This is a genomic window from Undibacterium sp. Di26W (assembly GCF_049340265.1).
GTDB lineage: Bacteria > Pseudomonadota > Gammaproteobacteria > Burkholderiales > Burkholderiaceae_D > Undibacterium.
Genome location: NZ_JBMPOR010000023.1, coordinates 1 through 22,370, shown reverse-complemented (window position 1 = coordinate 22,370; position 22,370 = coordinate 1). Strand labels below are relative to the sequence as shown.

General features: G+C 49.6%; 24 protein-coding genes and 1 tRNA gene. 6 read left to right on the top strand and 19 right to left on the bottom strand.

Going from position 1 to position 22,370, the window contains the following annotated elements; translation table 11 throughout:
* Nucleotides 1-45 precede the first annotated feature (45 nt).
* The 8 genes from ACO0LM_RS22215 to ACO0LM_RS22180 all read right to left on the bottom strand — a co-directional run bounded on the left by ACO0LM_RS22215 (nucleotide 46) and on the right by ACO0LM_RS22180 (nucleotide 5,715).
* The gene (locus tag ACO0LM_RS22215; protein WP_423040011.1) at nucleotides 46-936 is read right to left on the bottom strand and encodes a DUF4238 domain-containing protein; all 891 of its coding nucleotides are present in this window, start codon (nucleotides 934-936) and stop codon (nucleotides 46-48) included.
* 73 nt (nucleotides 937-1,009) lie between these two features.
* Entirely contained in the window at nucleotides 1,010-1,627 is a 618-nt protein-coding gene (locus ACO0LM_RS22210) for a hypothetical protein (RefSeq protein WP_423040009.1), read from the bottom strand.
* 65 nt (nucleotides 1,628-1,692) lie between these two features.
* Nucleotides 1,693-1,941 (bottom strand): hypothetical protein, encoded by a 249-nt coding sequence (locus ACO0LM_RS22205; RefSeq protein ID WP_423040007.1) that lies wholly within the window; start codon nucleotides 1,939-1,941, stop codon nucleotides 1,693-1,695.
* Between the two features lie 70 nt (nucleotides 1,942-2,011).
* Nucleotides 2,012-2,944, bottom strand: a complete 933-nt coding sequence (locus tag ACO0LM_RS22200; protein WP_423040005.1) for a nucleotidyl transferase AbiEii/AbiGii toxin family protein — start codon at nucleotides 2,942-2,944, stop codon at nucleotides 2,012-2,014.
* On the bottom strand, nucleotides 2,934-3,347 hold the full coding sequence (locus ACO0LM_RS22195; protein WP_423040003.1) for an S-adenosylhomocysteine hydrolase: 414 nt from the start codon (nucleotides 3,345-3,347) through the stop codon (nucleotides 2,934-2,936). Before ACO0LM_RS22195 ends, ACO0LM_RS22200 begins: the two co-directional genes overlap by 11 nt.
* 437 nt (nucleotides 3,348-3,784) lie before the next feature.
* Nucleotides 3,785-5,035, bottom strand: a complete 1,251-nt coding sequence (locus ACO0LM_RS22190; protein ID WP_423040001.1) for a tyrosine-type recombinase/integrase — start codon at nucleotides 5,033-5,035, stop codon at nucleotides 3,785-3,787.
* Between the two features lie 168 nt (nucleotides 5,036-5,203).
* A complete protein-coding gene (locus ACO0LM_RS22185; RefSeq protein ID WP_423039999.1) occupies nucleotides 5,204-5,473 on the bottom strand; it encodes a hypothetical protein in 270 nt (89 codons plus the stop codon).
* 14 nt (nucleotides 5,474-5,487) lie between these two features.
* Entirely contained in the window at nucleotides 5,488-5,715 is a 228-nt protein-coding gene (locus ACO0LM_RS22180) for a hypothetical protein (protein ID WP_423039997.1), read from the bottom strand.
* A 473-nt stretch (nucleotides 5,716-6,188) separates the two neighbouring features.
* On the opposite strand from ACO0LM_RS22180, the gene ACO0LM_RS22175 reads away from it, so the two are divergent.
* The gene (locus ACO0LM_RS22175; protein ID WP_423039995.1) at nucleotides 6,189-6,674 is read left to right on the top strand and encodes a hypothetical protein; all 486 of its coding nucleotides are present in this window, start codon (nucleotides 6,189-6,191) and stop codon (nucleotides 6,672-6,674) included.
* Between the two features lie 89 nt (nucleotides 6,675-6,763).
* Here ACO0LM_RS22175 and ACO0LM_RS22170 read toward each other — a convergent pair.
* The 4 genes from ACO0LM_RS22170 to ACO0LM_RS22155 form a co-directional block, all read right to left on the bottom strand.
* Nucleotides 6,764-6,853 (bottom strand) — tRNA-Ser (locus ACO0LM_RS22170).
* A gap of 97 nt (nucleotides 6,854-6,950) precedes the next feature.
* Entirely contained in the window at nucleotides 6,951-7,415 is a 465-nt protein-coding gene (locus ACO0LM_RS22165; protein WP_422987989.1) for a rhodanese-like domain-containing protein, read from the bottom strand.
* 161 nt (nucleotides 7,416-7,576) lie between these two features.
* On the bottom strand, nucleotides 7,577-7,771 hold the full coding sequence (locus ACO0LM_RS22160) for a hypothetical protein (protein ID WP_423039993.1): 195 nt from the start codon (nucleotides 7,769-7,771) through the stop codon (nucleotides 7,577-7,579).
* 208 nt (nucleotides 7,772-7,979) lie between these two features.
* Nucleotides 7,980-8,315, bottom strand: a complete 336-nt coding sequence (locus tag ACO0LM_RS22155) for a hypothetical protein (protein WP_423039991.1) — start codon at nucleotides 8,313-8,315, stop codon at nucleotides 7,980-7,982.
* A gap of 685 nt (nucleotides 8,316-9,000) precedes the next feature.
* On the opposite strand from ACO0LM_RS22155, the gene glnA reads away from it, so the two are divergent.
* The 4 genes from glnA to ntrC all read left to right on the top strand — a co-directional run bounded on the left by glnA (nucleotide 9,001) and on the right by ntrC (nucleotide 13,792).
* Nucleotides 9,001-10,416: a type I glutamate--ammonia ligase gene (gene glnA / locus ACO0LM_RS22150; RefSeq protein WP_422987994.1), complete on the top strand. Its 1,416-nt coding sequence runs from the start codon at nucleotides 9,001-9,003 to the stop codon at nucleotides 10,414-10,416.
* A gap of 127 nt (nucleotides 10,417-10,543) precedes the next feature.
* Nucleotides 10,544-11,032: a DUF4124 domain-containing protein gene (locus ACO0LM_RS22145; RefSeq protein ID WP_423039989.1), complete on the top strand. Its 489-nt coding sequence runs from the start codon at nucleotides 10,544-10,546 to the stop codon at nucleotides 11,030-11,032.
* A gap of 95 nt (nucleotides 11,033-11,127) precedes the next feature.
* Nucleotides 11,128-12,201, top strand: coding sequence for a nitrogen regulation protein NR(II) (gene glnL / locus ACO0LM_RS22140; RefSeq protein ID WP_423039987.1), 1,074 nt, complete (start codon nucleotides 11,128-11,130; stop codon nucleotides 12,199-12,201).
* Between the two features lie 79 nt (nucleotides 12,202-12,280).
* Entirely contained in the window at nucleotides 12,281-13,792 is a 1,512-nt protein-coding gene (ntrC, locus tag ACO0LM_RS22135) for a nitrogen regulation protein NR(I) (RefSeq protein ID WP_422987997.1), read from the top strand.
* A gap of 115 nt (nucleotides 13,793-13,907) precedes the next feature.
* Here ntrC and ACO0LM_RS22130 read toward each other — a convergent pair whose 3' ends face one another.
* From ACO0LM_RS22130 to ACO0LM_RS22110, 5 genes are all read right to left on the bottom strand, one after another.
* A complete protein-coding gene (locus tag ACO0LM_RS22130; protein WP_423039985.1) occupies nucleotides 13,908-14,432 on the bottom strand; it encodes a phosphatidylglycerophosphatase A in 525 nt (174 codons plus the stop codon).
* Nucleotides 14,429-15,397, bottom strand: a complete 969-nt coding sequence (gene thiL, locus ACO0LM_RS22125) for a thiamine-phosphate kinase (protein ID WP_423039983.1) — start codon at nucleotides 15,395-15,397, stop codon at nucleotides 14,429-14,431. The genes ACO0LM_RS22130 and thiL overlap by 4 nt, the downstream gene beginning before the upstream one ends.
* 117 nt (nucleotides 15,398-15,514) lie before the next feature.
* Nucleotides 15,515-16,705, bottom strand: coding sequence for an FAD-dependent oxidoreductase (locus ACO0LM_RS22120; RefSeq protein WP_423039981.1), 1,191 nt, complete (start codon nucleotides 16,703-16,705; stop codon nucleotides 15,515-15,517).
* A gap of 8 nt (nucleotides 16,706-16,713) precedes the next feature.
* Nucleotides 16,714-16,878: a rubredoxin gene (locus ACO0LM_RS22115; RefSeq protein ID WP_422988001.1), complete on the bottom strand. Its 165-nt coding sequence runs from the start codon at nucleotides 16,876-16,878 to the stop codon at nucleotides 16,714-16,716.
* A gap of 50 nt (nucleotides 16,879-16,928) precedes the next feature.
* Nucleotides 16,929-17,408 carry a rubrerythrin family protein gene (locus tag ACO0LM_RS22110; RefSeq protein WP_422988002.1) on the bottom strand — a complete coding sequence of 160 codons (480 nt, stop codon included), beginning with the start codon at nucleotides 17,406-17,408 and terminating at the stop codon, nucleotides 16,929-16,931.
* 270 nt (nucleotides 17,409-17,678) lie between these two features.
* On the opposite strand from ACO0LM_RS22110, the gene ACO0LM_RS22105 reads away from it, so the two are divergent.
* Entirely contained in the window at nucleotides 17,679-19,988 is a 2,310-nt protein-coding gene (locus ACO0LM_RS22105) for an NADP-dependent malic enzyme (protein WP_422988003.1), read from the top strand.
* 65 nt (nucleotides 19,989-20,053) lie between these two features.
* Here the strand turns inward: ACO0LM_RS22105 and ACO0LM_RS22100 are convergent, their stop codons facing one another.
* On the bottom strand, nucleotides 20,054-20,959 hold the full coding sequence (locus ACO0LM_RS22100; RefSeq protein ID WP_422988004.1) for a 5'-nucleotidase: 906 nt from the start codon (nucleotides 20,957-20,959) through the stop codon (nucleotides 20,054-20,056).
* 59 nt (nucleotides 20,960-21,018) lie between these two features.
* Nucleotides 21,019-21,672 (bottom strand): DNA oxidative demethylase AlkB, encoded by a 654-nt coding sequence (alkB, locus tag ACO0LM_RS22095; RefSeq protein ID WP_423039979.1) that lies wholly within the window; start codon nucleotides 21,670-21,672, stop codon nucleotides 21,019-21,021.
* Nucleotides 21,673-22,370: the final 698 nt, after the last annotated feature.

The following is a 22,370-nucleotide window of genomic DNA, read 5'->3' as shown; positions in this document are numbered from 1 at the left end:
ATTGGGGGATCGAAGGTTATTGATCGGCTATTAAATTTCATACCATTACGTAGCAGCGTACTCCTGCCGCTCAGCTTCTGCATTCATACTAGCTCGCACATCGTCTGGTTGCCGATGTGTAAACATATACTCAAGTGCGTTACGCCAGAGGTGCAAATTATGCTTAGAACCGTCGCCATTTAAGCGGTAGTATTGATTGCCAGGTTCGTGAAACAGTCTATCCATGTAGAGTAACCGCGTTGGGCTGATTGGAAATGCAACCATCGTTTCTGCATCCTTGATGCCTCGGAACTTATGCGATGGATGTAAAAAAGTCACTGGCGCATCTGTCGTTATAAAGACAGGTTCATCTGAAAACACAACAGACCAACGCATTTCCATTAGCATGGTGGCATAGCGGGTAGCATTGTTTATGCTGTCAATCCAATTCCGCTTTAGGTCTTCCTCTGTGGCATCACGGTAGCTCGGCCAGCTTGCAGGATTGACGCTACGGATTACGCCTTTTGATTCAACGGATGTTGGAATTTCTCCGGCGGCCAAAATCATGCCCCGAATCCCCTCGTGTATTGATTTACACATCTCAAAGTATCGGGGGTTTCGCAGCATCATGGTAGCTACAAGTAGTGCCACCAGTTTTCGTATTGACTCATCCCCTAAATCGATCATCTCTGTTTGGAACAATTTCCAGATAGGTTCGCTGAACCACTGCTCGAGTTCTCCGAGTTTACGTTCAAAACTATCGTCACGCTTCTTAGTTTCAGGGTCTAGAGGAACATAAAGATTGAAGCTGACCGCAACTTTCTCAATTGGTTTTAATTCAGGGTCACCTGCCGTATTGCTCAGTCTCCAGATTTTTTTACGTTTTTCATCAGATGCAAAGGCTTTTAGATAGGCCTTTGGTACCCAATGGCAGCGCTTTGTAGTTTGTTCAGCCATTTAATTGGCGCCCCTATGCTTATTTTTAATCCACTGTTAACAGTAATCAATGACTATATTGTGCGAATGTCTTTCAAGGTCCTGGACGTGAAAGTGAAACTACCTTCGTTGTGTCGTCTTCGTCATCACGTAAAATACAAAAGAATCCTTCGCCAGAAATTGCAATAAAATGTTTTTCAATAAATTGATTTAAACGATTCATATTGCCCCAAAGTGATTTTCCATTTTTTGCATAAAAATTGTCCCGATCTGGTTCTGTATATGGATTTATTTCGTGCAGCCAAGGATGCATAGATTTGTAAATAGAAATGAGGTCATCAGGCGATATTCGTCTCTCGGGAATACCTTCAACGACTGCCGCAACATTTTCATTCTTTTGTTCAATTGCCGTTGGCTTTCTGATTAAGCTCGGGCTTGGGAATGACGTTATATTTTTTGATTTTAAACTTTTAAGTATTATCTCAGCATTCCATTGGCCTTTAGCATCTCTAGGAATATTTTTAATACTATTTCCTATGGAAACCAGACATCCAAATGCAATACCCTCTACGACTTTTCTTCCGTGAAAGGCAGCTGTTTCTGCACGTGAAAAATCATTGCCCTCTGTGTTATTGATTGTATCAATGAGGTCTAGGCGATTGCGTATCGTCGTCATTAGGGAAACATAAATTTCAATGGCGGTCCTTGTCATTTCGTTAGCCTTAATTTATTGAACTACTATTGCCGTTGATTTCGGAAGCTAAGCCAATCAAAGAATCAAGAGCTGGGGGCAAACATTGCGAACTCTAAATCTTCTTTTGTTGGAACGTGATCGTCCAGCAAGATTTTGTTCAATACCCGATGGGCTAAGGAAAACGTATTTAACCAGGCATCTTCTGGGCCACCAATTCTGGCAAGACCACTTTTAAAATCAGTAGAATACAATTCAGGAGGTTTACCAAATATGAAGATATTTCGATCTTCAATTGGCTTCTTGGAGTGCATCGTAAACGGTAAATTTGACATGAAACTCGCAATAAAAAAATTAAATTACGGTTGAAATCTCAGATCATGACTAGAATTTCAATATTTAATTCTAGGGCCAAGCTTCAATAACCATTGTAGTTACCACCTCGATAGCTGTATCAAACGCCACAGGCTTGCCGTAAACCATGGCCGCAACAAAGACATCATATCGTTCACGAAAAACCATATCAGACTGAAGGGCTACGAGCGCTTTATGAGTCTCGCCTTTTATGTCAGCCAGATATGCAGGGTATTGATTCTGAAATTCATGAGCATCAGCTAAGGCAATAACTCGCGCTAGCTCTATTGTGGTCGCTCGGTCTATATGAGTGTGCATCGCGTATAAGTCATAGATATGGCGTACCAGATTTGGGTCTGGTGCCCGACTCAGTCCTTGTAGTTCCATCGCTGTCCGTCTTGTCAATGACACCAACTTCTCAGCTGCGGTTTCAGTAATGCTCACGCAAGACATGGCAGCGAGTTCCGGAGGGCGGTCAAAGGCTTCGGCGACAAAGGACGATACCGGTAAAGTAGCAGCTTCATGCCTCAACGTGGCGAAAGTCAGCTCAACCTGAATAGTGGGGCGCAATGGCTCACCAGCTCCACCGGAGTCGGTGTAATGTAGATTGAGGAGGTTATAATTATTGTCGTCGCGAGATCGAATGTCATCAGGCCCAACACCAAAACCAGCTTCTTGCAGCGCAGCGACAATACGCTTTCTCAGATCACCAAGTTGATTGCGGCGCTTGTTTCGACTAACTGGTTCTGAGTCGATAGAAACAACCTTAAAGTCCACATCTTCAGACATACGGGAAACTAAACGGTGCGCTCGCGCAACGCAGGTTCCTCCTGCAAAGATCAAACGAAATGGACCTGCATCTACCGCTGCAATCGTGCTTAACGCACGAAGGACATGCCAGTCCTTTTCGACAAGCGCAACGGCAGGTAAGCCGAAATGTGCTTGAACCTCAAGAAAGTCCTGAATAGATGGATTATCGCTCAAGAACCAACTCCATCGCGCCATTACTAAGCTTGCGAGAGAAACGTCCTTTTACCTTCACACGCGGGTTCACTGGAATTTGGGTTGAACGGCCTTCGTTGTAAGCGCGTTCTGCTTCGGTCGGCTCCCAGGCGACGCCTAGTTTGGTCAAAGCGTCACGGGCAGCGCCAACAAAGCCCCCCTTGTTGAAGAGCAAGGGCTTGCCCGAAAGTTTGGAGGTGAAGGTGCGTCCATATACGCCGTAGCCAAGACGGATCAAACTTCCTGTCTTGACGGCATTCCTTAAAGCCCGGAGCACCTGGCGCTCTCCACCAAGATCGGTAAATTCGCGCGTCAGAAATACGTCATCGCTCCGCTCGGCAATGCGGTCTTCAATCTTCGCTTGTAATGAGTTTCGGCGTGGCATGACAATTCCTCCTTTCTTCAAGAATATACAAAAACATGACACTTATCAAGAAAAGTTAATGTTATGTACATGGAGTGAGTGAATTTAGGCCTTTTGAAATTCGTTATGACCGGACAGAAACGAAGACGGAACAAAGTCTCTTGTGAAATTAGGAGCCAAGCTTCAAATGCTGATAATACCGCAAACACACTTATCAAAGTGCTTATGCTTGATTTGAATTAACCTGCAAAAAAAGTGTACGGATTTTGCACGTCTATTTATCAAATTTCATCGAAATTGACCTCTTTTCGACGCATTTCGTAAATTGTCAGGAAGGTGAGAAATATAGGGAAACCGCTTGATTTCGTTGATTTTTAATGGTGCTGTCGAAGAGGCTTGAACTCTCGACCTCTCCCTTACCAAGGGTGAAGCCTCACTGTGCTATACATCTGAAGTAATTATATTTTTGGCTGCGTCTGAAATTCAGTGTACGAGTTCTGCACGTCTTCTTTGGAATTCTCTCTCTCGTCGGCTCGCTCGTGCCGATTATCCCGATATGCAGATGCCGCCTTTTCCTGGATCGCCTCCATATCCCATAGGTCTTTTCGTAGACCGAGTTCACGGGGATCGGGCAGCACTTTTATTGCATCGATTAATGGCTGACGTGGAAGGTGTACATAGTAACTGCTCATATCCGACGCATCGGCATGCCCCAGAATTTCGTCTTTCAAACGAGGATCAACTGCGCCAGGCCACACCAGATATGTGGAGACGGTGTGACGAGCATTATAGGGAACGATATTCAACCCAGTATTCTTACATGCCGTACTAACAGCTTTCTTCATGTGCCCGCCGCCTTGTTTCAACAGCCGCCCGGCATCGTTATATTGTTTTCTAACTGCATAGGGCTTTTCGCGATTGCTGACAAAAACATGCTGATCCCGCGTCTTCGTCAGCCCGGCCTGTTGTTTTTCAAAAGTCAGTAATGGGATAAGACATGGGTGCAAAGGAATACCTCTTGGTATGTCAGTTTTTGTTTGCACAAGCGAGGCCCACTGCTGGTCTGGAAATACAGAGTCGCTCAGCAGCGTTAGAGCTTCCTCAGGTCGGCAACCTGTCCAGAATAGAAAGAACAGAATTTTGGCTGCATGCCAGTCGCAGGCGTTGATGAACGTAACGACATCTGCATAGGTTACGTCAGTCCTTGGTTTCTTCTTCTTGACCACATGAGGCCTTTGCCATTTAACGGGTTGGCAGAGTGGGTTGTTTCCCGTGGTCCCGTGGTTCCACACAGCGATAAAGGGTGTCCAAAACTGGCGATTGATTGTCTCAGCGCTGCATTTGGGATACATCTCGGCAGCGCAACGGTTGAGATAGTTCTGATCCAAACTTCGTAGCGTACACGGTCCGAGTTTTCCGACTAGGCCTGTCCATTCTCCACCTTTGAACTCACCTAAAAATCTTGGTGACCCTCCGCCCTCCAGATATGATACGGCATCGTCTAGAAAAGTAGCATTGTGTTTGCGTCCGTATATTGCCGCGACTTCGATCTCGTCGGCTCGTTTGGTGCGATAATCTTCAGCTATTTTTGAAGGTCGGGTTTTGCCGCCGTGAGGTATTTTTGTGCTTTCAAAAATTGCGATGCCTTGGATGGTTCCGCGTACATACCAGTATGGCGATCTGGTTTTTTTCGTGAATGTGAGTCCCATGCTTTCATCAACCTCGAAATATCTTCTTCTCTATATACCCAATCTTTCGCGCCCTTGAAGACAGGACAGAGTCCTGCTTCATTGGCCATCTTTCTGACGCGTCTCTTTTGTGTTGAACTGGGAAGCCCCTCAAAGTAAAAGGAGCCGAGTCGCTCGGCAAGTTCTAAATCAGTCAGCAGCATTCTTTTTCCGTTCGTTATGGAATCCGACTCTTGAGTTGATTTCCGCTTGTTCTTGGCATTGTTTATAGGTGAAGAGCAGTTTACCGCGCTCAATTTTTAAACGTCCATCAATAGGATCAACAAAAAATGGCAGCTTCCGAATGCCGTGTGCATCTGGATCAGCAGCCCGCTTGATCTGGCGTTCATTGAGTTCAATTCCGATTTCAGCCAAAGCGGCCCGTGCCTGCTTTAACCCAATGTAGTAAGGTGAAGTCATAGTCCACTCATTTCCTAGATGTTGAATTCATCAGCAGCGGCCCGATACGGCCCCTTGCTGATTAATTTGTTGACTGGCTTCCCACCACGTTCCCTTGCTTGCACAGTTCCTCCCTCTCCATCGGTCGGATTCACATACAATGTGGCTCCCGCCGAAAAAGTTATGCCGTATTGATCTTCAAGTTCTCCGAGCTGTTCATACAGCGCTTGCGCTAACTGCTTCAACTTCATTTCGCCTTTCACACTGATCTGCACTTGCAACCTTTCTCTCTAATCCAACGTGTATAAATTCAAGACTGGCCCGAAAGCAATTGAGAATGGGTTAATACAACAATGTTAGGTTGTGTTGCAATCCGTATGTGGCTGTTTCAATCCACATAAGTCTGGCGCTGCTTGTTCACGTCGCGTGGACTCTGCGAGGAGAAATCGAAACGCCGCGTTTTAAAGTGATCTCTCCAAAACAAGCGGAGAGTAAAAATGGCTGCAATCTATTTCTCTACGAGGGACTTGTGCGAGCGCTTCCGCTGCTCAAGCCGCACGATATTCCGGCGCATGAGCCGCCTGCATAACCCATTCCCCCAGCCCTGCATTTGCCGGGTCGGCAGTATTAATCTGTGGGATGCAGAGGACGTGATGTCGTGGGAGACGCAGGAGCGTGAGCGTACGATCAAAAAGAGGTTGCGCTATAACAGTGTCGCGATAGAAGAGGTCGCTTGATGTCGGCTGCACAAAAACGTTCTCCACGCGCATACGCACGTTTTCGTGAGTTGGTGAAGGCCGCCAATAGAGAGCCAGTTGAGCAACCTTCCTTCGACCTTACCGATGCAACTGACACATGGTGGCAGTTGCCTTATCTTGAAGCTTATGTGTTCGGAATCGATCCGGCCTTGGCAAATGCGCTGATGTGGGCGCATGTTCGCTATATCGATATGATTGGGCTGACGTGCATCGAGTTTTACGAGTTCAGGGACGATGACCGGGCAGCTTTTGCTGATCTGTTCAAAGGCGAGTGCATCTATTCGATGGATGCCGCATTGAGTTTCATGGTGCTCGCTTGCGATATGGATTATGTGCAAGCTATGGCATGGGTGTGTCGCGTGCAAATCCAAAATATCCGAAGCGAATTAATTGCAGTCGATGGCTTTTCTGGATCGCCTGGCTGGGCCTATACATGGCATCCGAATATAGGCGATCCTGATTAGAGTCGTAATTTGCGAGCGCAAATGCGGTGGGGTACAAAGGGGGGTAGAAATGAATAACGGGCCGCTAGGGCCCGTTATTACTTAGTTCTTGGCGGAGAAGGGGGGATTCGAACCCCCGGTAGGGATAAACCTACGCACGCTTTCCAGGCGTGTGACTTAAACCACTCATCCACCTCTCCTACTACATTCGCAGTCATTTGCCGTAACAGCGAAGTCCGCTATTCTAGCAAAATAAAATTCAACATGGAAGCTTTTTTCTTTTTTGTTGAAAAAGACCTAAGCACCCAGCCACGGCAGGCCCAGTTGGCACCAGCCGCCTATGGTTTTCCTGTGGCTGTCGCTGTCTTTGTCACCTTCAAAGCCTTGCAGGATGTCAAAGCAATTGGTGTAGCCATTTTCTGTTGCCAGTTTGGCTGCATGGCGCGAACGCACGCCAGAACGGCAAAGGAAAAGAACGGCTGTGGTTTTGTCGGGTACTGCAGCTTGCAACTGGGTCAGGAAATCAGGGTTGGGTACGCCGCCAGGGTACAGGCTCCATTGCACGGCCTGGTGTTGTGATGGGCTGATGTTGACACGGCCTACCCAGTCACGTTCAGCATTGGTGCGTACATCCACCAGCAAGACACTGCTATTGTTTCGCAATAATTCAAAAGCTTCTTGCGGCGTAACTGCGCCGGCATAATTCATGGCTTGTTCCTGGCCGCGCTGGCGCGCTGTCTGAAGGTGATCCGTGGTGGGCATGTGGGTCTCCGTGCGTTGTTGCTGAATGAGTTTTAGTCTCTAGTCATTAGTGTATATTAAATTGGGACTCTGCTTACCGTAGCCCAGTGGAATGATGAGCCCGGACTCTTCTGCCAATGGAAAAATTCGGCTGGGGACACCAGGCCAGGTTGCGGATGCTGTCAGCGTGTCAGCGCTTCGGTACCGATGGTGTTGCCTGCTGCATTGACTTGTGGCTGGTAGTGCAGGACCAACTGATGTTGGGCCAATCCAAGACGCAGATCCGCTTCCATGACGGCGCGGGCATTGACGATGTCGAGCATGTCAGGGTCAAAGAAGCGGAACAGGTTACCACCGCTGGCTTTGGCTTCATGCATGGCGACTTCGACTTGCTTCAGCAGTTCTTCTGCATTGTCACTGTGTTTTCCAAAAAGGGTAATACCGATACTGGCGCTGCTGTGATGCTGCTGTGATATTCAAGATGTTCGAGGTCATACGGCTGAGGCAGGTCAGAGAGTATTTGGGAGGCGATCATTTGTGCTTCTATCGCGACCTCGCGTATGTTGTCGCTGAGATCGTCCAGCATCAAGACAAATTCGTCACCGTTGTGATGTGCCGGAGTATCACTTCAGTTCTTTTTTCTATGACTTTTTTCAGGCTGCGTTTTTGCTCGCTTGCTTCCAGCAGTAGCCGGACCAGATAAGCCAGCATGGCACTGAAGATGAGCCCTACTATATAGTTGAGCAGCATGTCTTGCCTGACGGTGCCCGATACATGCGCTAATTTCCCGGCAGATATGCCATCACCACTCCGGTCGCGCATTTCCGGGATGAGCCAGAAGCTGGTGAATAGGGACAATAGAAAAGTCGCTGTGGTAAACAGCAGGGGACGGGTAAAAAATTGGCGTAAATATGCATGCATGATGATCAATGAATGTGGCGCTATGGCGCACTTGAGAATTTCGCGCAATTGCAATGGGCGAAAGCCTGTTGGCACAAACTTCGATTGAACAGTCAGGCGAGGTGACAATAGCGATTCAATAAATGCGCGTCAATCTCATTGCTTGAATTTAGTCGACCGATTGATACTTGATTGATACCGATCAAATGACGAGCATCCGGATACTTTGTGTTGGGCGAATTGAATAAGATTCAAACCCTCAACCAGCGTCGACGGCTGGGGCGAAGAATCACTTCAGGGGTTGCATAGGAAGCATACATTAATGGCATTTAAGCAAGTGCAAATGCATTGCAGTTAAAATGCCCTAAATCTGTGCATAAAAACGCATTTCAAATATTAATGCATTTAATTGGTGCGTTTAATGGTATTTGCACCAAATCGAGTCACTTTGTTATTTGTTTGCTTGCGGCAAGACTTGGTTATGCACAAAGAAAACGCCACAAAAACAAGCATTTAACAAATTTCAAATTTGAATATGCTTTGGCTGGTTGATGGCATGGATTCTGCTATCATCTCTCACTGAGTTTAGCCGCCAGTTGAATTCAAGAGTGGATGAGGTAGGACTGTTCACTCGTTCTTGGTTGCTGGCAGGTGCAGGGCTCAGCAATTTCCGAATTTATTTTTAGCTCTATTTGAGGAGTTTCACATGGCAATGACAGCCGCAGAAGTCTTGAAAATGGCGAAAGACAACGAAGTTAAGTTCGTTGATTTTCGCTTTGCTGATACCCGAGGCAAAGAACAGCACGTAACTGTTCCAGTTTCCCAGTTCGATATCGATAAATTCGAATCTGGCCACGCATTTGACGGCTCGTCCATCGCTGGCTGGAAAGGTATCGAAGCATCCGACATGTTGTTGATGCCTGATCCTAATACTGCCAATATCGATCCTTTCTTCGAAGAAACAACATTGTTCATGCAATGTGACGTCATCGAGCCATCCGATGGTAAAGGTTATGACCGCGATCCACGTTCCATCGCCAAACGCGCTGAAGCGTATCTGAAATCTTCCGGTATCGGTGACACCGCTTACTTCGGCCCAGAGCCAGAATTCTTCATTTTTGACAGCGTGCGCTGGAAAGTGGACATGTCCGGTGCCTTCGTCAAGATCGACTCTGAAGAAGCATCCTGGACCACTGGCGAAAAACTCGAAGGCGGCAATACTGGCCATCGTCCTACCGTCAAAGGTGGTTATTTCCCGGTTCCTCCAGTCGACAGCTTCCAGGACATGCGTTCTGAAATGTGCCTGATCCTGGAATCTCTGGGTATTCCGGTTGAAGTGCATCACCATGAAGTGGCTGGCGCCGGTCAAAACGAAATCGGCACCAAGTTCTCTACTCTGGTAGAACGCGCTGACTGGACACAAAACCTGAAATACGTAGTCTGGAACGTAGCGCATACCTACGGCAAGACAGCGACTTTCATGCCTAAGCCTATCGTTGGCGACAATGGTTCTGGTATGCACGTACATCAATCCATCTGGAAAGATGGTAAAAACCTGTTTGCTGGCGACGGCTATGCTGGTTTGTCTGATTTCGCCCTGTACTACATCGGCGGCATTATCAAACATGCAAAAGCATTGAATGCGATCACTAATCCAGGCACCAACTCTTACAAGCGTCTGGTTCCAGGTTATGAAGCACCGGTTAAACTGGCGTACTCTGCCCGTAACCGTTCTGCTTCCATCCGTATTCCTTACGTTGCCAATCCAAAAGGTCGTCGTATCGAAACACGTTTCCCTGATCCACTGGCGAATCCATACCTGTGCTTCTCTGCACTGATGATGGCAGGTCTGGACGGCGTTCAAAACAAAATCCATCCCGGCGAAGCAGCTAGCAAAGATCTGTACCATTTGCCGCCAGAAGAAGATGCATTGATCCCGACCGTCTGCGCTTCGCTGGAAGAAGCACTGAATGCATTGAACAAAGATCGTGAATTCCTGACACGCGGTGGTGTGTTCAGCGACAGCATGATTGATGCGTACATCGACTTGAAAATGCAGGAAGTACAACGCTACCGCATGACGACTCATCCGGTCGAATTCGACATGTATTACTCTCTGTAATCAGTGTAAAAACCATAAAAAGCGGGGGCAACCCCGCTTTTTTTGTTACAAATGCTGATTTCTTCGTAATTGTGTTGCAGCGCTGCATCGCATACACTACAAGTCCGTGATTGATTATTGCTTTAATATGAATCGACTATTGTCAGCTTTCATCCTCCTGATTGGTGTACAGGCCTATGCCCATGCACAGGGCGACGTGTATTTATGCGTCGACGAGAACGGTAAAAAGGAATACAAGAACACGGGTGCGGTTAAAGGTTGTAAAAAAGTGGAATTGCAGGGCATTACGGTGGTACCCGCCCCGGTGTTGCCAACCGCAGGTAAAAAGCCACAAGGCAAACCTGCCAGCAGCCCTACCGACTTTCCCAAGGTAGATGAGGGAACACAAAAAGCCAGGGATTCAGACCGCAAGCAGATTTTGCAGGACGAATTGAAGGCGGAAGAGCAGAAGCTCGCGAATTTGAAAAAAGAGTTCAATAATGGTGAGCCTGAAAGGCGAGGCGATGAAAAAAATTACGCCAAATACCAGGAACGCACCAATATGATGAAAGAAGACATCGCCCGCACCGAAAAGAACATAGAAGCGCTTAAACGAGAGATAGGCAATTCGAAATAAGCCGTCCATGCCGGGAAATGGTGTCCTTAGATGCCAATCCGGGCATGATGCTTGCGTAAAGGTCGCTATGTGCGGCCTTTTTTATTGGATATCGCTTGAAAACTCCACTTACCTCATTTGCTGGACTGGATTTGCTGACTTCAGCCGTGATCGTGCTGGATGCTGAGGGCAGTATTTTGTTTGCCAACGCCTCTGCTGAAAATCTGCTGGATAGCTCATTCAAATCACTCACGCATTTAAAGCTGACAGACCTGTTCCTGAACGGCGAAGAGCTGATTGAGGTGTTTCATCAGGCGGTGGCACACCAGTTTGCCGACAAACGCCAGGACCTGACACTGGAGCGCGCCGGACGTGAGGCGCTGCATGTGCACAGCATCGTGACGGCGCTGGATAATCCTGAAACGCCGGTCTTGATAGAGCTGCGCGAAAATGTACAGCAACTCAAGCTCGACAGAGAAGAACGCATGCTCGATCAGAGCAAGGCCAACAAGGAATTGATACGTAACCTGGCCCATGAAATCAAAAACCCCCTGGGTGGAATACGTGGCGCAGCGCAACTGCTGGAGCTGGAATTGCCCGAACGCCACCTGCGTGAATTGCGCGAATATACCCAGGTCATCATCAAGGAAGCCGACCGCCTGCAGACGCTGGTGGACCGCTTGCTGGCCCCGCACCGGCTGCCGCATATCGTTGGCGACGTGAATATCCATGAAGTCTGTGAACGCGTGCGCAGCCTGATTGTGGCTGAATTTCCACAAGGCCTGACCATCAGGCGCGACTATGATTTATCGATACCTGAATTTCGTGGCGACAAAGAACAGTTGATCCAGACAGTATTGAACATTGCCCACAATGCTGCCCAGGCCTTGCATGAAAGAATCAAACAGGGCGATGCGGTGCTGACTTTCAAGTCGCGCGTGGTGCGCCAGATCACGCTGGCGAAGGTTCGCTACAGGCTGGCATTAGATTTGCATATCATTGATAACGGTCCGGGAATTCCGCCTGAGATACGCAACCGGATTTTCTACCCACTGGTCTCGGGTAAGGAAGGCGGTAGCGGTCTGGGATTGACACTGGCGCAAACTTTCGTTGAACAGCACTTGGGTGTCATCGAATGTGAAAGCAGGCCAGAGTACACGGATTTCAGGATACTCATTCCCTTACCTTGAAGTGAGGTAAAGGAAAAAGTGGTTGCACCAAAAGTGCTCCTTCTATTGAAATGCTTAACACAGAATGCAGAACGATAATATGAAACCAATCTGGATAGTGGATGACGATGATTCAATTCGCTGGGTGCTGGAAAAGGCATTGGCGAGGGAAAATCTGGCAACGCGCAGCTTCACCAATGCAAGAGATGCGATGAACGCTTTGCAAAGCGATACACCGCAAGTGCTGGTCTCTGACATACGCATGCATGGTGCTTCCGGCTTGGAACTCTTGCAAACCGTGAAGGCTAAATATCCGGGTTTGCCGGTGATTATCATGACGGCGTTTTCGGATCTGGAATCTGCCGTTGCAGCCTTTCAGGGCGGTGCATTTGAATACCTGGCCAAGCCTTTTGATCTGGACAAGGCAGTCGAACTGATACGTCGTGCGCTGGATGAAAGTCTGCGTGAATCCAGTGTTGAGCAAAGTATGTCCGAAACCCCGGAAATCCTCGGGCAGGCACCTGCCATGCAGGATGTGTTTCGCGCCATAGGTCGTTTGTCACAATCGAATGTGACGGTGCTGATTACCGGTGAATCCGGTAGTGGTAAAGAGTTGGTGGCACGTGCGCTGCATAAGCATAGTCCGCGCGCATCCCAGCCTTTCATTGCATTGAATACCGCAGCTATCCCCAAGGATTTGCTGGAATCAGAATTATTCGGTCATGAACGCGGCGCTTTTACTGGCGCGCAAACGACACGACGCGGGCGCTTTGAACAAGCCGAAGGCGGCACCCTGTTCCTGGATGAAATCGGTGATATGCCGTTTGATTTGCAAACACGCTTGCTGCGCGTTTTGTCGGACGGCCATTTTTACCGCGTAGGTGGACATCAGCCGATGAAGGCGAATGTGCGCGTGATTGCGGCGACCCACCAGAATCTGGAAATACGTGTCAAAGATGGCTTGTTCCGCGAAGACTTGTATCATCGCCTGAACGTCATCCGCCTGCGTTTGCCCAGCTTGCGCGAACGCCGTGAAGACATTCCGCTGTTGACCAAATATTTCCTGAACCAAAGTGCCAAGCAACTGGGGGTAGATGTAAAACGCATGTCCGAACCGGCATTGCAATTTTTATCCAGCCTGGATTTTCCGGGCAACGTCAGACAACTGGAAAACCTGTGCAACTGGATTACGGTCATGGCACCGGGGCAAACAGTAGAAATTCCTGATTTGCCACAAGATTTGGTTCCAATCACAGCACCTGTGAGCCCGCTAGTTGGTATGAATGGCAGCGACTCGCACGCACGCCCTGCCGAATATATGGCAGCTGCGCCCGCGCAGGCCGGTACCAGTGCCTTTATGGAAAAGCCGGTGTATCGCAGTGGTGAAAGCTGGATATCCTTGCTGGAAGCCGAGGCAGCAGCCATGCTGGCAGAAGGACAGTCTGAAGTCATTGACAAGCTGGGTCGCAGCTTTGAATCTGTCGTCATCAAGGCCGCCTTGCGACATACCCATGGTCGCAAGAATGATGCAGCCATTCGTTTAGGGATAGGCCGCAATACGATTACACGAAAAATCCAGGAACTGGGGATAGATGGTGTAAAGGACGAATAAAATCGCAATCGTTTGCCCGGTGCGATGCTTAAAAATAAGAAGGGGACATGCTTGCATGTCCCCTTCTTATTTGTATGGATTATTGTAGTGGAAAATTTTGATGCGGAAAATTTATTTAGAATACGCGCCATAACGCGAAACTCAGCAGGCAAAAGAAGGCCGCTACTATGTCATCCCACATCACGCCAAAGCCACCCTTGAAGCGACGGTCAAAATAACCGATAGGGGGGGGCTTTGCCATATCAAAAAAGCGAAAAATGATAAAAGCCCACAATTGGGTTTGCCAACTGGCAGGCGTGATAAACAGTAGCACCAGCCACATGGCAATGATTTCATCCCAGACCATGCTGCCATGATCGGCGACACCCATGTTTTTGCCGGTAACCTGGCAAGCCCAGATACCGACGATAAACCCCAGCAGGATGATGATGGCCCAGTTGGTCGTGGTAAAAATTTCAGGCCAGCGTGTGGAAAAAATATGGAAACTCAGCCATCCGAACAAGGTGCCGGATGTGCCAGGCATAATCGGTGACAGGCCACTGCCAAAGCCCTGCGCCAGGATGTGGGCAGGGTGACGCAGCATGAAACGCCAGGTTGGGTGGGTGACGATGGCTGTCTGGCCTGATTCTAGGGTAGTCATGGATTGACGAAGTGATCAAAGGATTGGTAGGGCAGATGCAGGCGGTTACCTTCAGCATCCAGCAGACGCAAACCGGCGGCGCTTTCTATCTGGCCTATGCGGGTGACGGCTGTGCCGGATTGTGCAGCAGCAGCCAGCACTTGCTGCCTGTTGCCTGCCGGTGCAGTAAAGCATAGTTCATAATCATCACCGCCATTCAGGGTAAATTGCCTGCGCAAGTCTTGTGGCTGCGTTTGCAATACCGGTCCTGCGGGTAACTGGTCTATCAATAGAGTGGCACCGACGCCGGACTTTTCCAGGATATGGCCAAGATCGCCGGCCAGGCCATCTGAAATATCCAGTGCTGCATGGGCGATATCGCGCAGCGCCATACCCAGCGCAATACGCGGGCTGGGTGTATGCATGCGCAATGCGGCCTGCTGATGTGCGTGTGACTGCAGCGATACTTCATTCCAGTATGCCGCCAGGGCCAGACGGGCATCACCCAAGGTACCAGACACCCAGATATCGTCACCGCTGCGGGCGGCATCACGACGCAGCGCAGTGCCAGGTGGAAGTTCGCCAAAAATCGTGATACAGATATTCAACGGACCCTTGGTCGTATCGCCACCGATGAGATGGCATTGATATTCATCCGCCAAGGCCAGCAGGCCCGCTGAAAATTCAGCCAGCCAGGCTGGATTGGCTTCCGGCAGCGACAGGGCAAGGGTGAATGCGATGGGTTTTGCCCCCATCGCAGCCAGATCGGATAAATTCACCGCCAGGCATTTGTGGCCCAGCATGCGTGGGTCAGCATCATGAAAAAAATGACGGCCAGAAACCAGCATGTCACTGGAAATGGCCATTTGCATGCCCGGACTGGGATTGAGCAGGGCGCAATCATCCCCTATGCCCAGGGCGATGCGGCTGTCTTGAATACGGTGTTGCGCAAAATAGCGCTTGATGAGGTCAAATTCGGAAAGCATCTGCGCATTGTACCGAAGGAAGCTCGGGATACAACATGGGCTGGCTTAATTTGGCACAAATGTCAGCTACACTAAGCTGCATAGGTACAGGCATGGGCAGGTGTTTTGCCGCTTATGTTAAGGTGCGATGCTTGCCGTCTGTGCCGCTGTCATTTCGCTTATCAGTGCCGTTCTTGATTTGGCACTGTGTGGCGCAACAGCAAAGCCGCGCATTACCTTATCACTATCAAAGAAACGACTGGTCGTGACACCGGCACTGTGTTCGGATTCCCATGTGCCTGACGCGCTGATGTGGGCGGCAGGTGCGATCAGGGCGACCGGATAGCTGGGTGTTTTGACCAATACCGCAGCCAGTTTCATGTCTATCTGTGTGGGCTGACCAGTCAGGCTCAATGCAATCGATCTGGCGGCTGCCATCAGCGGTGCTACATAGGGCATGGTGCTTTGACTGCCATCGGCCAGGGTGTACTGCGCACAATCGCCCAGTGCATAGACATTACTGGCACTGGTTTGGCCATATTCATCCACAATGATCCCGCGTCCGGTATGTAATTGCGCTGCCTGTGCCAAGCGGGTGTCGGCCCGCAGGCCGACCGCGGACAAAACCACGTCCGCGGCAAAACTGTGGCCATTGGACAGGGTGACGTGCAGGGCCTGGTCGCGCCGGTCAATCTGGCTGGCGGTGGTGCCAAGTTCCAGTTGCACGCCTTTTTCCATCAGGGCAGTTTGCAAGCCTTGTGAAATGGCGACCGGTGCCAGTGCTGCCAGTGGCAGGGCATTGGGGTCTACCAGGGTGACGGCATGGCCTGCACTGGCCAGGTCGTCACTGAATTCACAACCTATCAATCCTGCCCCCAGTATGGTGACGTTTACCTTGTCGCCGGCTTGTGCCAGTCTCTCGCGAAACACCGTATAGTCAGCCAGGTTGTTGACTGACAAGACCTGGTCGGCAGCATTGCCAGCGATGGGCAGGCGTATGGCTTGCGCACCCAGTGCCAGGATCAGTTGCGCATAGTCAAATTCGCCCATAGTGGTCTGCACGGTTTGCGCATCGGTGTTGATGCCGCTGACCATGGTCCGGGTCAGGACATGGGCATTTAATTGGGCCGCCATTTGTTCAACGGTCTGGCTTTGCAACTGTGGTGGCTGCTTGCCCAATGCAAAGGCATTCGACAGCATGGGCTTGGAATAAAAGCCACCATCATCGCCAGTGATGATCAGCAAGGGCGTGGTTTTGTCGAGCTTGCGGAATTCCCTGGCGAGGGTGTAACCCGCAAGACCGGAACCGATGATGATGATGGGCTTCATGGCAAACCTCAGATTTCTATCATGTCAAAATCAGCTTTGGCGACGCCGCAATCCGGACATTCCCAATCTGCCGGGATATCGTCCCAGCGTGTGCCTGCGGCGATGCCTTCTTCTGGCAAGCCTATGGATTCATCATAGATAAAACCGCATACGATGCATTGGTAAGTTTTCATGGTGTCCTCTGTATTCTTTGATTAACTTTTGATTAAATTTTTTCCCGGACTCAAGCCTGATTGGCTTCCAGCACAGCGCGATAATGATTGGCGTGACGCTCTTCCACCTTTGCCAGCGCAGCGAAACGTTTTGCCGCGATTGCTAAAGTCCGCTTAAAGTTTTCAGCGTGTTCCTTAGATTCTGCGATTTGCTCATCGTATTCAGCGACAGCAGCGTGGTTGCCTTCTTCCACAGCGAGATGGCGGAATGTCGGGTACATTTCAGTGTATTCATAGGTTTCACCTTCGATGGCAATTTCCAGCGCACGTTGTGGCGTCAACTGGCTTTTGGGATACAGCAAATCCAGATGACCAAAGGCATGCATGACCTCCTGGTCGGCGGTGGCTTCGAATGCTTCAGCAATTTCGATGGCACCTGCTTCACGTGCCAGTTTGGCAAAGTAGCGGTATTTAATGTGGGCCATGGATTCGCCAGCAAAGGCCGATTCAAGGTTTTTAATGGTGACGGATGGGGTTGCCTGGGTGCTCATAATGCTCTCCTGGTGATTTACTGAAATTTGCGTGCGTTTGCTATCAACGTGAGACAGATAATAGATTTTAATAATTGATTTTAAAAGACAATTGATTTAATTGATTCAATAGTTAATAGCTATATGACTTTGCCTAGCAAGATAAATCGCATTTGGTTATGCGCCAAAAGCATATGAGTCGTACAAATACGTATAAAGTTAGAGTGTTCCCTCTGCTAGAATCACGGGCAGTAAGATTTCCGTAAGCAAAAATAGAAAGAGGCCAAGCACATGGATTCGTCAGATCAAAAAGAGCAAATACGTCAACAATTGCGTCAGGCAGCACTGGAATATCATGAATTCCCGACGCCTGGCAAAATCAGTGTCACTGCAACCAAGCAATTGACGAATCAACGTGATCTGGCTTTGGCGTATTCCCCCGGTGTCGCTGCCCCATGTGAAGAAATCGTGGCTGACCCGACTGCAGCATTCAAATACACGGCCCGTGGCAATCTGGTTGGTGTAATCACCAATGGTACGGCGGTGCTTGGTCTGGGCAACATTGGTCCACTGGCATCCAAGCCGGTGATGGAAGGTAAGGGCGTCTTGTTCAAGAAATTTGCCGGTATTGATGTATTTGACATCGAAATCAGCGAAAATGATCCAGACAAGCTGGTCGATATCATTGCCTCTCTGGAGCCGACATTTGGCGGCATTAATCTGGAAGATATCAAGGCACCTGAATGCTTTTATATCGAACGCAAACTGCGTGAACGCATGAAGATACCGGTCTTCCATGATGACCAGCACGGTACAGCGATCATCGTAGGCGCGGCGATCATGAATGGCTTGAAAGTGGTTGGCAAAACCATCAAGAATACCAAGCTGGTTGTCTCTGGTGCGGGTGCTGCCGCATTGGCCTGCCTGGATTTGATCGTGGACCTGGGCTTCCCGCTGGAAAATATATTCGTTACCGATCTGGCTGGCGTGGTTTATAAAGGCCGTGTCGAGTTGATGGATCCGGACAAAGAGCGTTTTGCGCAAGAAACGACTGCCCGCAGTCTGCGTGACGTGATGCCTGATGCAGATATTTTCCTGGGCTTGTCGGCTGCCGGCGTGCTGAAGCAGGATATGGTCAAGCTGATGGCACCGAATCCCCTGATCCTGGCGCTGGCTAACCCCACACCCGAAATCTTGCCGGAAGAAGTCAAGGCTGTGCGTGACGATGCCATCATGGCGACCGGGCGTTCTGACTTCCCTAATCAGGTCAATAATGTTCTGTGCTTCCCTTACATTTTCCGTGGTGCCCTCGATTGCGGTGCAACCACCATCACGCGCGAAATGGAAATCGCGGTCGTGCACGCGATTGCAGAACTGGCCCAGGCTGAGCAGTCAGACATTGTCGCCTCTGCGTATGGCATCAACAATTTGTCCTTTGGCCCTGAATACCTGATTCCGAAACCTTTTGACCCTCGTTTGATGATCAAGATTGCCCCGGCTGTAGCGCGTGCGGCAGAAGAATGCGGTGTGGCGGCGCGCCCGATCAAGGACATGCAGGCTTATGTAGAGAAGCTGCAGCAATTCGTTTATCACAGCGGTACCTTTATGAAACCGCTGTTCCAGATCGCCAAAAAAGCCCCGGCAGAACGCAAGCGCATCGTTTTTGCTGAAGGCGAAGAAGAAAAGGTCTTGCGTGCCGTGCAGGTCATCGCGGATGAAAAACTGGCGACACCTATCCTGGTGGGCCGTCCGCACATCCTCGATCAGCGCATAGAAAAATTCGGCTTGCGCCTCAAGGCTGGCGAAGATTTCCTGGTCATTAACCCTGAACACGATGATCGCTATCGCGATTACTGGCAGACTTATCACCAGATGACCGCACGCAAGGGCGTGACCGAGCAATATGCCAAACTGGAAATGCGCCGCCGTCATTCACTGATCGGTGCCATGATGATCCATAAAGGCGATGCCGATGGCATGATTTGCGGCACCTTTGGTACGACCGGCCTGCATCTGAATTACATCAACCAGGTATTGGGCAAACGTGATGGCGTGAATGTCTATGCCGCCATGAATGGCCTGGTCTTGCCGGACCGTCAGATAGTGCTGGTTGACACCCACGTGAATGAAAACCCGACCGCAGAACAAATCGCCGAAATCACCATTCTGGCAGCGGAAGAAATGCGCCGCTTTGGCTTGCTGCCTAAGGCAGCCTTGTTGTCACATTCGAATTTCGGTTCCAGTAATAGCGAATCTGCCCAAAAAATGCGGGCAGCACTGGCAATTATCCAGCGCGACGCACCTGATCTGGAGGTCGATGGTGAAATGCATGGCGATACCGCACTCGATGCCAGCTACCGCAAGAAAATGATGCCAAATTCGGCTTTGAAGAGCGATGCCAATCTGCTGGTCATGCCGAATATTGATGCTGCAAATATCGCCTATAACCTGCTGAAAACAACTGCGGGCAATAATGTCGCGATTGGCCCTATCTTGCTGGGCTGTGCCAAACCGGTACACATCCTGACGCCATCTGCTACAGTCCGTCGCATCGTCAATATGACAGCCTTGTGTGTGGTAGATGCAGTGGCACAGCGTTAATCTGTCATTGCTGTAAAAAAGCCAGTCTGACATGTCAGACTGGCTTTTTGTTTTTTTGAAGCGGCCTATTTTTCTTGTTTGACAGGTACCCGACCGGTAGGCACCACATTCGACGCATGCAGGCAATGACCATGCTGGTCATCAAAAAACATATGCGGCTTGAAGGCCGCCAGCACGGCAGATTTATTCACGCCACCCATGAAGAATGTTTCATCAATCGCGATATTCCAGGCACGTAGCGTGCGTATCACGCGCTCATGGGCGGGGGAGGCGCGCGCAGTCACCAGCGCTGTGCGCAAGGGGAAGGCACGGCCATCTGGTGTTTTGAAATTATTTTGCAAATACGAAAGCGCCACCAGCAGCCTTGCAAATGGCCCTTGCGGCAAAGGTTTTCGGGCATTTTCCCGTTCATGTTCTTCAAAGGCCTCCACGCCCAACTCTTGATAAATGCGTTCAGACTCATCTGAAAAAATCACCGCATCACCATCAAATGCAATGCGGATTTGTTCCGGGTCCGCCGCGTTGTCCGGCAAGCGATATAGCATCGCCGATGCCACGCCAGAATTGATGGCAGCCTGCACATCATCTTCATGCAGGGACAAAAACAGACTGACGTTGAAAGCCAGCAGATACGGCGCCAAAGGGGCGCCGCCAGACAAGGCCGCACGTGTAATATCCAGCCCGTAGTGTGCAATGGAGTTGAATATGCGCAAGGAAGTCTCGGACGAGTTGCGCGACATAATGACGACTTCCACCAGTCTGTGTCCCGGTGTCAGTGCATTCAGCTTCAGCAAGGCTTTCACCAGGCCAAAGCCGGCACCCGGTTTCAGTATGCTGTTTTCTTCTTGCAGTTGATGCTGGCGATACGCATCCAGGCCCTGTTCCTGAAACAGCGTCTCTTCTGCTTCCAGGTCAAATAAGGCGCGGGAGGAAATTCCTATGACGAGGAGATTGTCTAGCGAAACTGGCATGGTTGATTTGTCTGTCTGTTTTGAAGTGGTGGATAGCCTGTTTGGATTTCAACGCCGTGCTACATGGCCTGGCGAAATGTCAGATTGATTCTTTGTGTGCCTACTAAAGGGTGCGCTGCATCTTTGATCGGGGCAACGCCATGGTAACGCAAGCGCGCCGGGCCACCCCAGACCACGACATCTCCATGTGCCAGATGATAACGCTGGACAGGATCGGCGCGCTGCATGCCACCAAAAAGAAAAGTCGCCGGTATGCCCAATGAGAAAGATACGATGGGTGCGGCAAAATTCTTTTCATCCTTATCCTGGTGCAGGCTAAGACGCGATCCCGTCTGATATTGGTTGATCAGACAGCTATCTGGTTGGAAGCCGGGGTAGCCGGCTTCCAGTGCAGCCTGTATGGCAAGTGCAGAAAGACGCTCCGGCATGGCTGGCCAGTGTTCGCCATTTTCCGGATCGTAAGGGCTGTAGCGATAACCATCCTTGTCCGACACCCAGCCCACAGCACCACAACAAGTCATTGCGACAGACATGCGATGACCGTTCGGCGTGCGCATCTGACGGAAGGGATGGTTGCTTAATACCTGCTGTATGTCTTCCATTATTTCAGTCTCGTGCCGTACTGAAAAATGCCTGAGGATAACAGCGCCATCGCAGATGGGTTCGACCCACGGCTGCATCTCGCTGGCATCATCAAATAGTGAATAGTTCATGGACCTGTTTTATATCTGCGCTTGCTAACCGCCTACACGTACTTCTAATAAGTACGTGATTTAATTTTTTTAAAGATTAGCATGTAAAGTATAGCGAGAGCGCCAATATCATACGAAGCATAGTAGGGCGCGCAGCGCCCCCTACCAAGCCACCCCCCAAGAATAGGATAAATAATTCCCCCAAGGTACTTGCAAAGTGGGTGGAAGGTTTGCTATAGTTCGCCTCCCGCTGAGAAGCGGGATGAGAGAAGTGAGGCAAGGCCCGAGATTGAGCGGAGAAGTAGAGGCTGCGGAAAGATCTGGTAGCTGTGAATACCGTGCAACAGTTTAGCGAGCTTGAAAGAGCGAAGAGAAACGAAAAGTGCAGCAGGTGTTGACAGGGGAAGTAAAGTGCTTCATAATCTCGTTTCTCTGCTGCTGACGCACACAACGCTGCGCGGCAAAACTGGACGAATAAGTAGTTCAGTGAGGCAGAAAAGATTTTGGTTCTTTAACAATTAACAGTCAATAAATGTGGGCACTTTGCGAAGCGCACCAGTCAATTTAGGTTGATTGGAAATGCTTAAATAAAATAGCAAGTGTTCACAAGAAGTATAAAGCAAGACGGTTTTTTAGAAATAAGAAACTGAACTGTCAGTATTTTGAGTGAGCGACATGTCACTACGGTGACATAGACAAGAAATTGTCGAAAAACAGAG

Excerpts from the sequence above, each read along its gene's own strand:
- ACO0LM_RS22215 (WP_423040011.1), bottom strand. The coding sequence starts at position 936 with ATGGCTGAACAAACTACAAAGCGCTGCCATTGGGTACCAAAGGCCTAT.
- ACO0LM_RS22210 (WP_423040009.1), bottom strand. The coding sequence starts at position 1,627 with ATGACAAGGACCGCCATTGAAATTTATGTTTCCCTAATGACGACGATA.
- ACO0LM_RS22205 (WP_423040007.1), bottom strand. The coding sequence starts at position 1,941 with ATGTCAAATTTACCGTTTACGATGCACTCCAAGAAGCCAATTGAAGAT.
- ACO0LM_RS22195 (WP_423040003.1), bottom strand. The coding sequence starts at position 3,347 with ATGCCACGCCGAAACTCATTACAAGCGAAGATTGAAGACCGCATTGCC.
- ACO0LM_RS22190 (WP_423040001.1), bottom strand. The coding sequence starts at position 5,035 with ATGGGACTCACATTCACGAAAAAAACCAGATCGCCATACTGGTATGTA.
- ACO0LM_RS22185 (WP_423039999.1), bottom strand. The coding sequence starts at position 5,473 with ATGACTTCACCTTACTACATTGGGTTAAAGCAGGCACGGGCCGCTTTG.
- ACO0LM_RS22175 (WP_423039995.1), top strand. The coding sequence starts at position 6,189 with ATGTCGGCTGCACAAAAACGTTCTCCACGCGCATACGCACGTTTTCGT.
- ACO0LM_RS22165 (WP_422987989.1), bottom strand. The coding sequence starts at position 7,415 with ATGCCCACCACGGATCACCTTCAGACAGCGCGCCAGCGCGGCCAGGAA.
- ACO0LM_RS22160 (WP_423039993.1), bottom strand. The coding sequence starts at position 7,771 with ATGCATGAAGCCAAAGCCAGCGGTGGTAACCTGTTCCGCTTCTTTGAC.
- ACO0LM_RS22155 (WP_423039991.1), bottom strand. The coding sequence starts at position 8,315 with ATGCATGCATATTTACGCCAATTTTTTACCCGTCCCCTGCTGTTTACC.
- glnA (WP_422987994.1), top strand. The coding sequence starts at position 9,001 with ATGGCAATGACAGCCGCAGAAGTCTTGAAAATGGCGAAAGACAACGAA.
- ACO0LM_RS22145 (WP_423039989.1), top strand. The coding sequence starts at position 10,544 with ATGAATCGACTATTGTCAGCTTTCATCCTCCTGATTGGTGTACAGGCC.
- ntrC (WP_422987997.1), top strand. The coding sequence starts at position 12,281 with ATGAAACCAATCTGGATAGTGGATGACGATGATTCAATTCGCTGGGTG.
- ACO0LM_RS22130 (WP_423039985.1), bottom strand. The coding sequence starts at position 14,432 with ATGACTACCCTAGAATCAGGCCAGACAGCCATCGTCACCCACCCAACC.
- thiL (WP_423039983.1), bottom strand. The coding sequence starts at position 15,397 with ATGCTTTCCGAATTTGACCTCATCAAGCGCTATTTTGCGCAACACCGT.
- ACO0LM_RS22120 (WP_423039981.1), bottom strand. The coding sequence starts at position 16,705 with ATGAAGCCCATCATCATCATCGGTTCCGGTCTTGCGGGTTACACCCTC.
- ACO0LM_RS22115 (WP_422988001.1), bottom strand. The coding sequence starts at position 16,878 with ATGAAAACTTACCAATGCATCGTATGCGGTTTTATCTATGATGAATCC.
- ACO0LM_RS22110 (WP_422988002.1), bottom strand. The coding sequence starts at position 17,408 with ATGAGCACCCAGGCAACCCCATCCGTCACCATTAAAAACCTTGAATCG.
- ACO0LM_RS22105 (WP_422988003.1), top strand. The coding sequence starts at position 17,679 with ATGGATTCGTCAGATCAAAAAGAGCAAATACGTCAACAATTGCGTCAG.
- ACO0LM_RS22100 (WP_422988004.1), bottom strand. The coding sequence starts at position 20,959 with ATGCCAGTTTCGCTAGACAATCTCCTCGTCATAGGAATTTCCTCCCGC.
- alkB (WP_423039979.1), bottom strand. The coding sequence starts at position 21,672 with ATGAACTATTCACTATTTGATGATGCCAGCGAGATGCAGCCGTGGGTC.